The organism is Kitasatospora sp. NPDC002543 (assembly GCF_053594915.1).
On record NZ_JBSFWR010000072.1, the window covers coordinates 30,487 to 45,118 of the forward strand.

15 protein-coding genes and 1 pseudogene are annotated in these 14,632 nt (G+C 72.9%); 5 read left to right on the forward strand and 11 right to left on the reverse strand.

Annotated elements, in window-relative coordinates; genetic code table 11:
- The first annotated feature begins 25 nt into the window (after nt 1–25).
- Both ACWD4P_RS26390 and ACWD4P_RS26395 read left to right on the forward strand, forming a co-directional pair.
- A complete protein-coding gene (locus ACWD4P_RS26390) occupies nt 26–1,036 on the forward strand; it encodes a hypothetical protein (RefSeq protein WP_449781286.1) in 1,011 nt (336 codons plus the stop codon).
- Between the two features lie 35 nt (nt 1,037–1,071).
- Entirely contained in the window at nt 1,072–3,807 is a 2,736-nt protein-coding gene (locus ACWD4P_RS26395; protein WP_449781287.1) for a hypothetical protein, read from the forward strand.
- 44 nt (nt 3,808–3,851) lie between these two features.
- Here ACWD4P_RS26395 and ACWD4P_RS26400 read toward each other — a convergent pair whose 3' ends face one another.
- From ACWD4P_RS26400 to ACWD4P_RS26450, 11 genes and pseudogenes are all read right to left on the reverse strand, one after another.
- Nucleotides 3,852–4,469: an RICIN domain-containing protein gene (locus ACWD4P_RS26400; protein ID WP_359827047.1), complete on the reverse strand. Its 618-nt coding sequence runs from the start codon at nt 4,467–4,469 to the stop codon at nt 3,852–3,854.
- Between the two features lie 32 nt (nt 4,470–4,501).
- Complete coding sequence (locus ACWD4P_RS26405) at nt 4,502–5,140, reverse strand: hypothetical protein (RefSeq protein WP_359827050.1); 639 nt, start codon at nt 5,138–5,140, stop codon at nt 4,502–4,504.
- A gap of 183 nt (nt 5,141–5,323) precedes the next feature.
- Nucleotides 5,324–7,372 (reverse strand): NAD-dependent DNA ligase LigA, encoded by a 2,049-nt coding sequence (gene ligA / locus ACWD4P_RS26410; protein WP_449781288.1) that lies wholly within the window; start codon nt 7,370–7,372, stop codon nt 5,324–5,326.
- Between the two features lie 787 nt (nt 7,373–8,159).
- Nucleotides 8,160–8,984 carry a hypothetical protein gene (locus tag ACWD4P_RS26415; protein ID WP_449781289.1) on the reverse strand — a complete coding sequence of 275 codons (825 nt, stop codon included), beginning with the start codon at nt 8,982–8,984 and terminating at the stop codon, nt 8,160–8,162.
- Between the two features lie 254 nt (nt 8,985–9,238).
- Nucleotides 9,239–9,598, reverse strand: a complete 360-nt coding sequence (locus ACWD4P_RS26420; protein WP_449781290.1) for a hypothetical protein — start codon at nt 9,596–9,598, stop codon at nt 9,239–9,241.
- A gap of 104 nt (nt 9,599–9,702) precedes the next feature.
- Entirely contained in the window at nt 9,703–10,278 is a 576-nt protein-coding gene (locus ACWD4P_RS26425; protein ID WP_402403902.1) for an HD domain-containing protein, read from the reverse strand.
- Between the two features lie 158 nt (nt 10,279–10,436).
- Nucleotides 10,437–11,000, reverse strand: coding sequence for a class IV adenylate cyclase (gene cyaB, locus ACWD4P_RS26430; protein ID WP_449781291.1), 564 nt, complete (start codon nt 10,998–11,000; stop codon nt 10,437–10,439).
- Between the two features lie 67 nt (nt 11,001–11,067).
- Complete coding sequence (locus tag ACWD4P_RS26435) at nt 11,068–11,535, reverse strand: NUDIX hydrolase (RefSeq protein ID WP_449781292.1); 468 nt, start codon at nt 11,533–11,535, stop codon at nt 11,068–11,070.
- A 27-nt stretch (nt 11,536–11,562) separates the two neighbouring features.
- A pseudogene (locus ACWD4P_RS26440) lies at nt 11,563–12,025 on the reverse strand (NUDIX hydrolase).
- 75 nt (nt 12,026–12,100) lie between these two features.
- Entirely contained in the window at nt 12,101–12,292 is a 192-nt protein-coding gene (locus ACWD4P_RS26445) for a DUF397 domain-containing protein (RefSeq protein WP_359829594.1), read from the reverse strand.
- Nucleotides 12,289–13,119: a helix-turn-helix domain-containing protein gene (locus ACWD4P_RS26450; protein WP_359829595.1), complete on the reverse strand. Its 831-nt coding sequence runs from the start codon at nt 13,117–13,119 to the stop codon at nt 12,289–12,291. Before ACWD4P_RS26450 ends, ACWD4P_RS26445 begins: the two co-directional genes overlap by 4 nt.
- Before the next feature lie 225 nt (nt 13,120–13,344).
- On the opposite strand from ACWD4P_RS26450, the gene ACWD4P_RS26455 reads away from it, so the two are divergent.
- The 3 genes from ACWD4P_RS26455 to ACWD4P_RS26465 form a co-directional block, all read left to right on the forward strand.
- Nucleotides 13,345–13,758, forward strand: a complete 414-nt coding sequence (locus tag ACWD4P_RS26455; protein ID WP_449781293.1) for an ATP-binding protein — start codon at nt 13,345–13,347, stop codon at nt 13,756–13,758.
- Between the two features lie 12 nt (nt 13,759–13,770).
- A complete protein-coding gene (locus tag ACWD4P_RS26460; protein ID WP_449781294.1) occupies nt 13,771–14,322 on the forward strand; it encodes a hypothetical protein in 552 nt (183 codons plus the stop codon).
- Between the two features lie 113 nt (nt 14,323–14,435).
- The coding region (locus tag ACWD4P_RS26465) for a hypothetical protein (protein ID WP_449781295.1) at nt 14,436–14,632 on the forward strand (197 nt) is incomplete at its 3' end.

The window sequence follows — 14,632 nt, forward strand, 5'->3', positions numbered from 1 at the left end:
CGGCGAGGCGGGAGGACCGGGGAACGTGCGCAGGACCGTGACACCCTCGACGGAACGGGCGCCCGAGGCCGCACCCGTACCGGGAAGGCGCGCGGCGCAGGCCCCGGCCCCGGCGCCCGCGAGCCCCGGCAGGGCGCCACGCCCCGCCGAACTCGCCGCCCTGCAACGGACGGTGGGCAACGCGGCCGTCACCCGCCGGATCCAGCGCACGGCGGCCCCCGGCGTCCGGGAACAGGCCCGGCGCGACGCCGCCGACCCCGTCTCGCACGGCGAGTGGGCCACGTTCCGCGAGGACATGGCCCGGGCGGGCTTCTCCCCGGACATCACGGAGATCGCCTGGCAGCTCGTCCTCGGCGGCATCGCCGAGCAGGGGCAGCTCAACGACGAGGCCATGGGGCGCTTCACCGAACGCCAGGAGCAGCGCGACCACCGCGCCTCCAACACCTGGTACCAGGAGCTGGTGCGGGTCGTCGGCGACCACCTGGAGATCGACACCCCGACGCTGGCCCTGTGGTCGGGCGGCCGGGAGGTCAGCGACTACGCCCTCGCCAAGGGCCACACCCCGCTGGAGGCCACCGCCTTCGGCGGGGTCGTCGACAAGCTGACGCTGACCCCGGACTGGGCGCTCAAGACGCCCATGTGGAACGTCCTGTCCAAGGCCTTCGTGAGCCGCGCCCGCGGCCCCGTCCACATCTTCCTGCGGGCGTACGACCCCGAGAGCGTCCTCATCGCGCAGGAGGTGCCGCAGCTGCGGGTGGTCATGGCGCTCGACCCGGCGGTGCGGCTCGTCTGGCACCCGGTGTACGCCGACGCCGACGGACGGCTGACGGAGGTCACCCGGGGCCTCGACCTGGCCGCCGACGCGCCCTGCTCCACCCGGGACGAGTGCGTGCGGATCCTCTACGACTACCTGCGCCTCGTCCACGACCCGGCCAACCCGCACTCCCGGCGCGCCCACAAGGAGATGAGCGACCGCCTCGCCGCCAACGGCAACCCCCCGGTGGCGCCCGAGGACCGAGCGCGGGCCGATCAGTAGGGTGGGGCGGATCGGTACGGAAGTGGGGAGAGTCGATGACCGACGCGAAGGAACACCGGGGCTGGATAGGCCGGTTGTTCGGCGGCCGCCGCCCGCACGGCGGGCAGCCCGCGGCCGCCCCGCCCGCCGCCCGGGACCCCAGGGCGTGGGCGCGCCCCGGGGAACTGATGGACCTCTCCACCCTGCCCCCGCAGGTGGCCGAGGAACTCGTCGAGGTCGCGTCCACCATCGACGCGGCCGACCAGGCGCGCTTCGACGGCGACCGGGCCGAGGCGCACCGGCTGCTGCGTACGGCGGTCGCCACGCGGATCCCGCCCTACCGCCAACTCGCCGAGGAGCGGCTGGGGGTGATGCTGTCCGAGGACGGCGAGGTCGGCGAGGCCGTGGCGCTGTGGCTGCGCGCGGCCCAGGGGCCGGATCCCGAACTGCGCCGCGCCGTCGCCGTCTACCTGGGCTCCGTCCCGTTCGCCGACGCCGGGTTCCTGGTGAACGCCGACCCGGCGACCGTGCTGGCCCTGCTCCCCGAGGCGTGGGGGTTCGGGCGGGCGGGCGCCGCGGTGTACGAGGCCTCGGTCCACCGGCACCGGGAGGCCGACCCCGCGGTGCGCCGACAGCTGCTGGCGCTGGACGCCCTGCGCTACGGGGACGCCCGACTGGCCGCCCGCTTCGAGGCCGTCCCGGTGGCGGAGGAGCGGTACCCGCGTCGGCGCGCCGAGTGGGCCAGCGGCACCCAACTGGGCGGCTGCCGCTGGAGCGTGGCCGGGCACGGGGAGGCCGTCGGGGCGATCGCGGCGGTCCCGGCCGCGGTGGACGGCCGGGCGGTCGTGGTCACCGGCGGCGACGACGGCACCGTGCGGCTGTGGGACGTGGCCACCGGCGAGGCCGTCGGCGAGCCGATGACCGACCACACCGGCCGCGTCCACGCCGTGGCCGCGGCCGAGCTGGACGGCCGGGCGGTGGCGGTCTCCGCCGGCACCGACGAGGCCGTGCGGATCTGGGACCTGACGACCCGCCGGCTGCTGCACCCGCCGCTGCCCGGGCACACCGACTGGGTCACCGGGGCGGCCACCGCCGTGCTGCGCCGCCGCCCGGTGGCCGTCACCTGCGGCGACGACTGCAGCGTGCGGGTCTGGGACCTGGCCACCGGAGAGCCGGTCGGCAAGCCGATGCGCGACCCGGCCGCCCCCGCCGGCTCCCGCCCCGGCCGGCTGACGGCGGTGGCGACGACGGTGATCCTGCGCCGGCCCGTCGCGGTGACCGGCGACTTCCAGGGAACCGTACGGATCTGGGACCTGGCGAGGGGCCGCGAGCTGCTGCCGCCGGTGAGGACCGGGCACGGCCCGGTGCAGGCGGTGGCCGTGGTGGACGCCGGCGGCCGCCCGGCCGTGGCCGTCGGCGCGTGGGACGGCACCACCACCCTGTGGGACCTGGCCACGGCCCGGCCGGTGGGCGAGAGCCTCGCCGTCGCGCACGAGCGGCCGCAGGAGGTGGCGGCGGTGGCCACCGGGGCCGGGACGACGGTGGCCACCAGCGACGACTCCGGCCTGCTGCGGCTGTGGGACGCGGCCACCGGACGGCAGCTCGCCCAGGCCTTCCCCGGGCCGAACGGCCGGACCAGGTCGCTGGCGTCGACCTCGACGCCGGACGGACGGCCGGTGGTGCTCCTCGGCACCTCCGACGGCCGGGTGCACCGCTGGGACCCGGCCGTCGACGACCGCTCCGTGGGCGACCCGCTGCCCGGACACGGCACCGAGGTGACCGCCGCGGCGACGGTCGAGGTCGACGGCAGGGCGCTGGTGGTCAGCACCGACTGGGACGGCACGGCACGCCTGTGGGACCTGGCCGACGGCGCCGACGCCGGCACGCCCTTCGCCGGCTCCGGGGAGCCGGTGCGGGCGATGGCGACGGCGGTGGTCGACGGCCGGCCCGTGGTGGCCACCGTCGAGCCGCGCGCCGGGGAGGTCCGGCTGTGGGATCCGGCCACCGGGAGCCCGGCGGGTCCGCCGCTGGTCCACGACCGCTCGGTGGGCGCGGTGGCCACGGCGGTGCTGGACGGCCGGGCGCTCGCCGTCACCGGGGACTCGCAGGGCCTCGTCCGGGTCTGGGACCTCGCCACCGGGGAGGTCCTCCACGAGCCGGCGGCCGGACACCGGTTCCACGTGACCGCGGTGGCCACGACGGTGCTCGACGGCCGGGCGGTCGCCGTCACCGCGGACGACGGGGACGTGCGGGTGTGGGACCTCGCCACCGGCGCCGCGGTCGGCGAGCCGATCGCGCTCCCGGGCCGCCCCTCACCGGCCGAGGACGACGCGGAGGAACCGGACCACGCCGACGACGAGGAGTGGACGGACGAGGACGACGAGGACGACGGGCCGGGCATCGAGGCGCTGGTGGCGGTGGTGGTCGACGGCCGCCCGGTCGTGGCGGCGGGCAGCGACGACGGCCTGGTGCACGTCTGGGACCTGGCCACCCGCTCCCCGCTCGGCCCTCCCCTGCGCGCCGCCGCCGACGACACCGCCGTGCTGACCGCGGCGCGGGTCGCGGGCCGTCCGGTCCTCGTCACCGGCGACGACGACGGCACCGTCCGGACCTGGGACCCGGCCACGCTCGAGCGGGTCGGCCCCGACCTGGTGCTGCCGCTGCCGGTCGGCGCGCTGGCCGCGGCCCCCGGGGGCCGGCTGGTGGTCGGCTTCGGCTGGGAGGTCGGGGTGTTCCGGCTCGTGGAGTCCGCCGAGTCCGCCGAGTCCGACGGGTCCGCAGCGTCCGCGTGAGCGTGCGGGGCCGGCCCCGGAAGGGCCGGCCCCGCACGGGGACGTCAGGCCGCGAGGTGGTCCAGCGTGAACAGGGACGCCCGGTAGCCGTACTGGGCGATGGACGAGCCCGCGCCGCCGTTCGCGTCGGAGACGGCCGCGAAGCTCCCGCTGTGCCCGATCTTCATCAGCACCTGGTTGGAGCCGGGCGCCGGGTACACGAAGTGGAAGATCTGGTTGCCGTAGATCCAGCCCTGGCAGTCGAAGACGTTGAAGTTGGCGCCGTCGGCCAGCCCCTCGTTGCCGTCGTTCGGGTTCTGCTTCCAGACGCCCAGGCAGTCGCCCTCGTTCTCCCGGCTGCGGAAGATGAACGACTGGCTGTCGTCCTTGTAGTGGCACAGCTTCCACTGCTGGCGGTAGGCACCGCTGTCGGGGTTCTGGATGGCCTGCCCCCAGGCGCTGTACTGGTTGCGTTCCACGAGCTGTCCGAACGGCGTCTTGATCCGGTAGTAGCCGTCGTCGCAGACGTAGCCGTGCCACTCGCTGGAGGCCAGGCCCTCGGTGGCGGCCGCGGCGGGGCCGGCGAGCAGGGTCAGGCCGGCCAGCGAGGCGAGCGCGGCGGCGGCGAGGCCGCGCAGCGCCCTGCCCGGGCGGGTGGTCGTGTGTCCGAGCCGGTTCGTCACGGGGTCCTCCGTCGTCAGGTCGGTGGGCACGGTCAGCAGTTGCTGATGAGGAGTTGGGCGGCCCGGCGTACGGTGCCGGCCGGTTCGGCGGGCGCGCAGCCGACGGAGCCGATCTCCGGGGACTCGTAGGTGGTGAAGGTCCCGGGGGACGGCGAGGTGGTGACCCAGATGCCGGTGTTGGCGCCGGTCTGGGCGCAGATCCGGTTGACGTACTGGCCGGTGACGACCCTGGTTCCCCGGTAGAGGCCGTACCGGCCCGGGGAGTTGAGGTTCCACGTGTCGCTGACGGTCACGCTGGTGGTGCTGGAGGTGGTCTTCTGCACCGAGAAGCCGACCTTCACCTCGACCTTGGCGAACAGCGCGCTCGCGGAGGCGGTGATCTCGGTCTTGTTGTCGACGGTGGTGGTCGCCGAGTTGACCCGGGTCAGGGTGTCGCTGTGCTGCCCGGTGGTGCCCGGGGCGACGTTGTAGATCAGGAAGTCGGTGACGAGGGGCGTGATCTGCACGTTGACGGGCTCGGCCGTGGTGCGGTCCACGGCCGGGTTGCAGAGCGTCGGAAGGGTGTCGGCGTGGGCGGCCGGGGCCGCGCCGAGGCTTAACAGGCCCACGGCGACGGCGGTGACGGCCGAGGCGGCGAGGGTGCGCCGGCGCGGCCCGGGGACGAGGGTCATCTGTTCTCCTCCGTGGTCGGGTGGACGGCCCGCACCCCTGCGACCGGAACCGCTCGGGTACGGGCGGGCGCGGTGGTGCGATCCGTCGCGCGGTGGACGCCGCCCGGCCCGGTGCCGATCCTGCGCCAGGCCGTCACGATTTCCGCACGACCGCCGCACGAGGCGGGGAGGAGCCGGCCCCGCTCAGGCCGGGAGGTGGTCGGAGACCAGGGCGGCGAACTCCTCGGGGGTGAGGACGCGGATGCCGAGTTCCTCGGCCTTGGCGCGCTTGGAGCCGGCCTTCTCGCCCGCGACCAGGAGGGTGGTGCGCTTGGAGACGGAGGAGGAGGCCTTGCCGCCCGCGCGTTCGATCAGTTCGTTGACCTGGTTGCGGGAGAGTTCGGCGAGGGCGCCGGTCATGCTGCCGGTGACGACGACGGCCTCGCCGGTGAGCGGGCCGCCCTCGGCCGCAGCGGTGCCGTCGTCCTCGCCCGCCGTGGCGGCGGGGGCCGTCGGGGCGGTGACGGCGGTGCCCACGCCGAGGGCCGCGAGACGGTCCAGCAGCGGGGCGAGGTCGGCGAGTTCGGCGGCGACGACGCGGGCCTTCTCGGCGCCGATGCCGTCGACGCCGGCCAGGGTCTCGGCGTCGGCGGCCCGGATCGCGGCCATGGAGCCGAAGTGCGCGGCGATCCGGCGGGACATGGTGCGGCCGGTGCCGCGGATGCCGAGGGCGCAGAAGACCCGGTTGAGCGGCTGGGTGCGGGCGGTGGCGATCGCGGTGAGCAGGTTGACGGCGCTGGTCTCCCCCATCCGCTCCAGGGTGAGCAGTTGCTCGCGGGTGAGGGTGAACAGGTCGGCGAGGTCGGTGACCAGGCCGGCTTCGACGAGCTGGACGGCGCGGGTGCCGCCGAGGCCCTCGATGTCGAGCTGGTCGCGGCCGGCCGCGTACAGGACGGAGGCGACGGCCTGGCAGCCGCGGCCGCGTATGCAGCGCCAGCGCTGTTCGGTGGTGTCGATGGCGTCGCCGCAGCGCGGGCACGCCTCGGGGAAGGCGATCGGCTGCTCGGCGCCGGTGCGGGCGTCGAGGACCGGGGCCTCCACGCGGGGGATGACGTCGCCGGCGCGGTAGACGAAGACCTGGTCGCCGATCATCAGTCCGCGGCGTTCGATGTCGGCGGGGTTGTGCAGGGTGGCGAAGGTGACGGTGACACCGTCGACGACGACCGGTTCGAGGACGGCGCGCGGCGCGATGATGCCGGTGCGGCCGACGTTCCACTCGACCCCGAGCAGCCGGGTGACCTTGTGCTGGGCGGCCAGTTTGCGGGCCACCGCCCAGCGCGGGGCGCGCGAGCCGGAGCCGGCCTCGGCGCGGTCGGCGGCGAGGTCGGCCTTGACCACCACGCCGTCGATCCCGAAGGGCAGTTCGGCGCGCAGCGCGGAGATCTCCTCGACGCGCCGCTGGACGTCCTCCAGGCCCGCGCAGTGCCGGGGGTGGGCCGCGGTGGCGGCGGCGGTGTTGGCGCCGAGTGCGGCGAGGTGCTCCAGGAGGGCGCTGTGGGCGAGGTCGTCGGGGCCGACGGCGTCGTAGGCGAAGAAGGTCAGTTCGATCCGGTAGGGGCGGTCCTTGGCCCGCAGGGTGCCGGCGGCGCCGTTGCGGGGGTTGGCGAAGGGGGTGGCGCCGTGCTCGGCGCGCACCCGGTTGGCGTGCTCGAACTGGTCCCGGGTGAGCAGGACTTCGCCGCGCAGTTCGATGTCGGCGGGCTCGGCGAGTTCGGTGGGCAGGCCGAGGATGGCGTCGGCGGCGTGGGTGATGTCCTCGCCGGCGAGACCGTCGCCGCGGGTGACGACCTGCTGCAGGCGCCCGGCGCGGTAGCGGGCGGCGATGGCGAGGCCGTCGAGCTTGGGCTCCACGCACCAGGCGGTGACGGGCCGGCCCAGGCGCCGCTCCAGGCCGGCCGCCCAGGACTCCAGTTCCTCGGCGGAGAACACGTTGTCCAGGGAGAGCATCGGCACGCTGTGCGGGACGTCGCCGCTCGCGGCGCCGCCGGCCACCTTGCCGGTGGGCGAGTCGGGCAGCACCTCGCCGGGGTGGGCGCCCTCGTAGGCGGCGATCTCCCGCAGCAGGGTGTCGTACTCGTCGTCCCCGAGCGGGGTGGAGCCGTCGGCGTAGTACGCGGCGGCGGCCTGGACGGCGGTGGCGACGGCGTCGGCGTACGCGGACGGGGTGGCGAGCGGAGCGGCGGTGTCGATCATGCGGGAATCATCGCGGTCGGCACTGACAACGGCCCGGCGGTGGCGAAGACCCCCGGCGTCACGGTGATCGACGAGGTACCCGACACCGCCGGCCCGCCCCCGCCGCCTACCGGACCGACCTCACCGCCGCATCACCTACGCCCTCACCCACTGCCGCACCCGCGCGACCCGCCCGTGAGCGCAGGAAGTCGGCCCCGCCGACTTCCTGCGCAGCGGACGGCCGGGTCCGTGCCCGCCCGCTCCACGGACCGGCCCGCGGACCCGTTGCGCCGCCCCAACGCGCCTCCCTTGCGGGCACCCCCGCCGACAACGGCCGGACCGCCCGCAGCCTGTTGTCCCTGCCGGAGGGCTATTTGGGGCGAGCCCGCGTTTCAGCTCGGCCCCGCCCTGGCCTGCGCGTAGCCCGTCCACTGTCCGAGCAGGAAGTCGGCCGGGTCGACTTCCTGCGCAGCGGACGGCCGGGTCCGTGCTGGCGGCCCCGGCCATGAAGGCCGGGGGCCGCCCAGGCTCCCTTTTCGGGCGGGCTCGTGTGCCCACACACGAGCCCGCCCGCTCCATCAACCGACCTCCGGAGCGGTTGCCGCCGCCCCGACGCGCCTCCCTTGCGGGCACCCCGGCCGACAACGGCCGGGCCGCCCGCACCTTGCTGCCCCTGCCGGAGGGGCGCTGGGAGAGGCACTCGGTGTTCGGGACAGCCTGGGCACAACTCGTCCACTGTCCGCACAGGAAGTCGGCCGGGTCGACTTCCGGTGCTCGGCTCACCGCGCACGTGCTGAGCGTTCCCGCCTCAGCCGCCGACCGCCGTGGCGAGGGGCCCGCACCCGCGCAGGGCCGCGCGGGCGCGGGCGACGCCGCAGGCGGTGGCTCCGGCCCCGCTGCCGACCGCGACGGTTCTCGTGCCGCCCAGGCCGGCACAGGCGCGGCAGATGCCGGGGTGGGGCACCGGGTCGTGGCAGCGGCCGCATTCGGCGTACGAGGCGGGCGGCGCGGGCGGGTCCTCGGGGTGTTCCGGCGGCAGCTTGCGCCGGAGGCGGTCGCGGAGGATCGCCGCCGGGGAGTGCACCCACTGCGGCAGCCCGGGCAGCAGGGCCTGCGCCAACTCGGCCTCGCCGCAGCCGCGTTCCAGCCACTGCGCGACGAGCGGCGCCAGCGCCAGCGCCTCGGCCTCGCCCAGGCGCAGGCGAGGTTCGGGGCGAAGGACCCGGAACAGGGCGGCCACGGCCGCCCGCGTCCCTTCATCCGGGAGGGTGGGTTCTTGCCCCTGGTCCTTTACGGGAGGGATGACAGCGCCGCCGGACCCGGGTCCACCGAAGTCCGGGCGGGGGGCAGTCGGTGAGGGCTGCGGGGTGTCGAAGACGTGGACCACGGTCCGGATCGTCCCGTCGGGCATCCGGATCTTCTCGACCCGGTAGAACCCGGCGTCCTTCAGCTCCTTGAGCGCCCGCCGGATCGCGCCCCGCCCCTGCGGACTGCTGTCCGCCATCTGCCGCCCGTCCTCCCGCCACCCGTCGGGACGGGAGAGCAGATCGGCGAGGAGGCCACGAGCGGTGTAACTGAGCCGACGGTCCTGCAACAGGACGTTCGGCATGACGGTGAACGCGCGCCTGTGCACGCTACGATAAATCCGCATCTGGAGTTGCTGCTCCCGGTGCCCGACCCCGGGGTGTTCCAGCACCGCCGGGGTCTCCCATGTTCTGTTGACGATGCGGAAAGTAGCACACCGGATACACAGAGTGCGAACCCTTCCCGCGCGAAGCCGCCCTCCCCGCACCACGCACACCCCCCGCCCCTGCGCGGGAAGTCGGCCCCACCGACTTCCCACGCTCCCGCTCCCGCCACCAACCGAAGACGGGAGCGCGGCAGTACTCAAGGATGGACGCGTTCGATCGCTTCGAAGATGTCCGCATCGGTCTCCTGCTGCCACGACGGCAGATCGGCCCAGTCGGCGACATAGCCCGGCTTCGGATTCTCGATGTGCTTGTGGATCTGGGCGATCCAACACGTCGCCACGAACCGGCCCTTCTGCTCCCGAGTGAGCTTGGACGTGCTGCCGCCGCTCACGGCGATGAAGTCGCGGACCTGGCCGAAGACAGCGGCGGCACACTCGCGCTCCCACTCGGGAGTCTCGGCCCACGCGGCGACATAGCCTGCCTTCGGCTCGCCCGGGTAGTGCTTCGACACCCCGGCGATCCACGCTTCGCGGAAGATCTGCCCATCGGACGCCATGCGGTACTCCTTCGTCAGTTGGCGCCGTCAAGCGCCGAAATCTGCTGGTACAGAGCCGAGGCCCGGCCATCGGCCACGAACGCAACCGGCGAGCGCCGGCAGCATCACGTGAGGTAGACCTTCTGCCACTCCAGGGACGTCATGGTCAGCGCGGCCTCGGCGAGGGCATGGGCCGACTCGGTCTTGAGGCTGCCGAGGCTGCTGTCAATCCACGGCTGGACGTTCTGGTAGCCCTGCTCGCGGTACTCCACGGCCTGGATCAGGCACTCCAGCTTGTCCGCGTCGTGGGCGACGGTGACTTCCAGGTTCTCGGCGTTCTCGTACTCCTCCACCAGGGCCTGGAGTCCCGCAACGACGGCCGGGTGAGCGGCGCTGACCTGGTCGGCGGTCACCCGCTCGTTCGACGCGGCGGTGAGGTAGCGCCGACTGACGTGCGGGATGTCGCCGACCCGGGTCTCCTGGGTGTCATGGAAGAGGCACAGCAGGGCGACCTTGGCCGGGTCGGCGCCCTCCATCATCGCGAGCACCGCGCCGATGATGCCGGTCCGGAACGAGTGCTCCGCGACCGACTCGGGGTCCTTGACGCCGGCGATCCACCAGCCCTGGCGCTTCGCCCGCTTGAGCACGCCCGCCTCGAACAGGTAGCTCGCGGTACCCCTCACCTGCTTGTCGTCCGTCATGGCTGTCCTCCGCTGCTGGATCGGTTGTTGCTGTAGCCGCCTACCCGCAGACCGTGGTCCACAGACTCCAGCTCTCAACGGGACCCCCGTGAAAGGCCGTCACCATCAAGGAGAATGCGCAGGCGTGACACGCACTGGCCGCCCACGCGCCGTCGGAATCAGGTGCGAGCTGCCGCCACCGCGTCCGTGTACAGCTCCGCTGTCAGGTCGTCCTCGCTGATCCCGAGCTCCGCCAGCACGGCCCGCACGGCGTCCAGCGCCGCTCCGAGGCCGTGCTGGGCGACCTCAGCGGTCTCGACCTCGATGAACGTCGCGTCGAGCTCCGGCACGCGGACGAGCGTCGCGAGGAAGCGCCGACCGCTGCGTTCGAAGTCGTAGTTGCGGCACCGCTTCTCGAACCGGATGCGCGGGGTGAAGCCGAGGCCCCGGATGATCTCGTCGGCCGCCTCGGCGTCCTCCACCCGGGTCTCGGCCTCCCACTTCGACCCGGACGCCTCGTCCACCCGCGCGCCCTTGTACGTGAGAACGGTGCGAGTGTCGTCGGGCCCATGAACGGTGCGGATCCGCAGCTCGCGGTCAGTTCCCATCAGGCTGCCGTCCGGGGCGTCGTAGTACGTGTCGCGGTACACCTCGGCGCGCCCGGCGCCATACGACTTCTCCAATCGTGCGAGGACGAGTTCGGGGTCGCGTACGGCGGCCTTGAGCTCCGCTTCGATCGCCACGCCGGCTCCTCCTTCAGATCACGCGTTGAGCGCCGCCCAGGGCCGCCATCGATTCGGCAGCAGGTAGCTAACGCACCACGGGGATCGCCCCGGATCGCCAGTCGGCCAGCCGCCTGCGGATGCTCGACACCATCGGCAGCCCGTCCGTCTCGGCCGGGGTGAACCATCTCACCTCGTGGGACTCGTCGGACACCCGCAGTTCGCCGCCGAGCGGGCGCGCGAGGAGGCAGATGGAGAACTCCTGGCGGACCTCGCCGTCGTCGTAGGCGAAGACATGACGGGGGTCGGTGTAGGTGCCGACGATCCCGGTGATCTCGACGTCGATGCCGGTCTCCTCGCGCGTCTCGCGGATCCCGCACCCGGAGAGAGACTCACCGATGTCCATCCTGCCGCCCGGCAGGGCCCACATCCCGTTGTCGGTGCGGCGCTGGAGCAGGACGCGGCCCGCGTTGTCGACCACCACGACGGACGCGGCGGGAACCAGTGAGTTCGCCTGCGGGGCGTTCGGGTCGTCCACGTAGTCACGCCTGGACATGATCCACCACCTCCACTGCCTGACCTGTCACAGCAGGTGCCGGCCGTCATGAGTCCGGACACTCGGTACAGCGTCGCCCCCGGAGCCCGTCCAGGACACGCACGGCATAGACCTCGGCCATGCGCTCGGACACCTCGGCCGGAGTGAGCCAAGCGGCCTCGACCGACTCCTCCGAGAGCCGCGCCTGATCGCTCTCCGGTCGGCAGCGAAGGACGAGGGCGACGATCTCCCGGTTCACGTTCTTGTAGACCCCGGTCAGCCGCTCCACGCCGACCTTGATCCCGGTCTCCTCGTAGACCTCGCGGCGCACGCCGTCCTCGATGGCCTCGTCCATCTCCAGCACGCCACCCGGGGGTTCCCACGTTCCGTTGTCCGCCCGACGGATCGCCGGCACGCAGCCGCCCTCACGCACCACCACGCCGGCGACGGACACCGAGTGGAGCGGCGTTGACCGGGACTTCCCGGCACTGTTGCTCATGTGCAGGAGGATAGAAGCACTGAAGGACTACGGCGGCCCCATTGCCCGTAGGTGGGCAATGGAGCCTCGGCCGGTACACATGATGCGTCAGACGTCGCCGAACTCTCCGGAGCGAACGGCGATGACGAAGCTCGACCAGGCGCCGACCGGGAAAGCCAGAGAAGGGCCCTCCGGGTCCTTCGAGTCGCGGACAGGGACGACGCCGGGCATGCTGTCGGATACCTCGATGCACTGTCCGCCATTGCTGCTGTAGCTGGACTTGAACCAATCGAGGGTCATACTCGCCTCCGTAGCTCGCGGATCATCGCCACCGAGTCCGCTTGTGAAAGGGCATGCGTCTGCAGCTGATAGTAGGCCGCCAGCTCTGCCGTCACCGCGTTGATGTCCCGCTCCAAGCGCCCCTGGTGAGCACTCTCCGCGTACGAGATCAGCGACCGGTCCGGCAACGTCAGGATGGACACTGGGAGATCGAACGCCCTGTTCTCGCCGAGTGTGAACGGGGCCAGCTGGAGCCGGACTGTCGGCTCGCTGGCGAACTCGACCAGGTGGTCGAGCTGCGCAGCCATCACGGCGTCCCCGCCCACGGACCGACGAATGCAACTCTCGTCCATGACGACGTGGATCAGCGGTGGCGGATCCCGTCGCATGGCGGCCTGCCGGCTTATGAGGACTCGCACCCGCTCGTCCGCCTGATCCTGCGTGATGCTCCGCCGCCGTACGGCACCCGCCGCGATGGCGGTTGCATACTCCCTCGTCTGCAGCAAGCCCGGCACGATACCGAGTTCGAAGAGCCGCAGTTCAACGGCCCGACGCTCTTGGGCGACGAACTCGGCGAACCCCTCCAGCAGCGCACTGTGCTTGACGTCGCTGGCCTTGTACTTGAACGTCCCGGCCTGCAATGTGTCAAATGCCCGGTCAAGAGCGTGAGCGATGCGTTGAGTTGGTTTCCTTCGACCATTTTCAAGGGCCGAGATGAAGGAAGACGTACAGCCGATCAGCCCCGCGAGATGGTCCTGCGTCCAGCCCCGCTGCTCGCGGGCCTCGCGGAGAAAGGCCCCGAACTCAGCCGCCGGGGAAGCCTGAGGGTCAAGTTCACGCTTGTTCAAAGCTACTCATCCTACCAATCAAACGGCGTTGACAAGTTGAACAGTTCCGGAGTCTAGAGGAGATTGAGTGCGCTGGGTAGTCGCATCACTACCGATTGGAGCGATGCTGCGGCCCGCGCCACCTTCGCGTCCCGGGTCTTCAGACCGGAAGCGCGATCAGCCACACGCGCAGCATTGAGCGCGCGCTCCTTCGCACGCCCCCTCCGTCCCCTGAGGTGCTCCCCCATGCTCATTGGCTGTCGTCCCCGTGCGTTCGTCGCCAGGCTCGATTCCCGTATCGAATCCGCGCCGCTGGCACGGTACTTGCTCCGGGCCTACCTGTCCGGGCTGCCCTCCGGGGACCGCTATCGCGACACCGCCGAGCTGCTGTTGTGCGAGCTCTTCGCCAATGCCGTCCAGCACTCCGACGCGCCCGACGACCGGCACATCGAGGTCCGCTTCGCCCTCGTCAACTCCCGCCTCCGGCTGGAAGTCCACGACGCCAGCTCCGGGCAGCCGTCCCTCCGTACCGTCGCCCCCGACGACGAGCACGGGCGCGGGCTGTTCCTCGTCGACGAGCTCGCCGAACGCTGGGGCTGCGTCCCCCGCCCCTGTGGCATCGGCAAGTTCGTCTGGGCCCTCATCGCCCCCGTCGCCTGAAGAGACGTCACCATGAACCTCACCACCCTCGCCCGGCACACCCTTTCCCGTGGCGCCACCCCGGCCGCCACCTATGCCCTCCTCGCCCGTCTCGGCCACCCGCCGCTGCCCGTCGCCCGGGCCGTCTGCCTCGCCCTCGACATCCCCCACGCCGAGACCACCCGCCGCCTCGCCGACTGCTACGACGCACTCCTCGCCGACCCGCGCCCCGACACCGAGAACGACACCGGTGAACTCCTCGAAGCCCTCGGCGTCTTCGACATCCCCAAGTCCCTCACCGACACCGAACTCACCATCGTCGACCTCCTCCTCACCGCCATCGACGCCCTCGGCGGCATCCGCCCCGGCCACCATCACGGCCTCCAACGCTGGTTCACCACCGGCAACCTCACCGCCGCCTACCTCTCCCTCACCACCACCCACCCCCTCCCCCGTACCGGCGACCCCACCACCTACTGGACCACCCTCACCACCGTCGGCGAACTCCTCACCACCACCGCCCCCTCCGACCGCCGCATCACCTACGCCCTCACCCGCTGCCGCACCCTCGCAACCCGCCCGTGAGCGCGGGAAGTCGGCCGCACCGACTTCCCGCGCAGCGGACGGTCGGGTCCGTACTCGGCGGCCCCGGCCACGAGGGCCGGGGCCGCCCAAGCTCCTCTTCGGGCGGGGCTCGCGTGCCCGCACACGAGCCCGCCCGCACCGTGTTCTCCCTGCCGGAGGGGCCGGGAGGGCACTCGGTGTTCGGGACGGCCCGGGCGCAGCCCGTCCACTGTCCGCGTAGGAAGTCGGCCCGGCCGGGCAGGCGCCTGATCGCCGACGGCGACGGCGACTCGCCGTCACTCATCCTCAGCCTGCAGGAGCGGGGCACCGC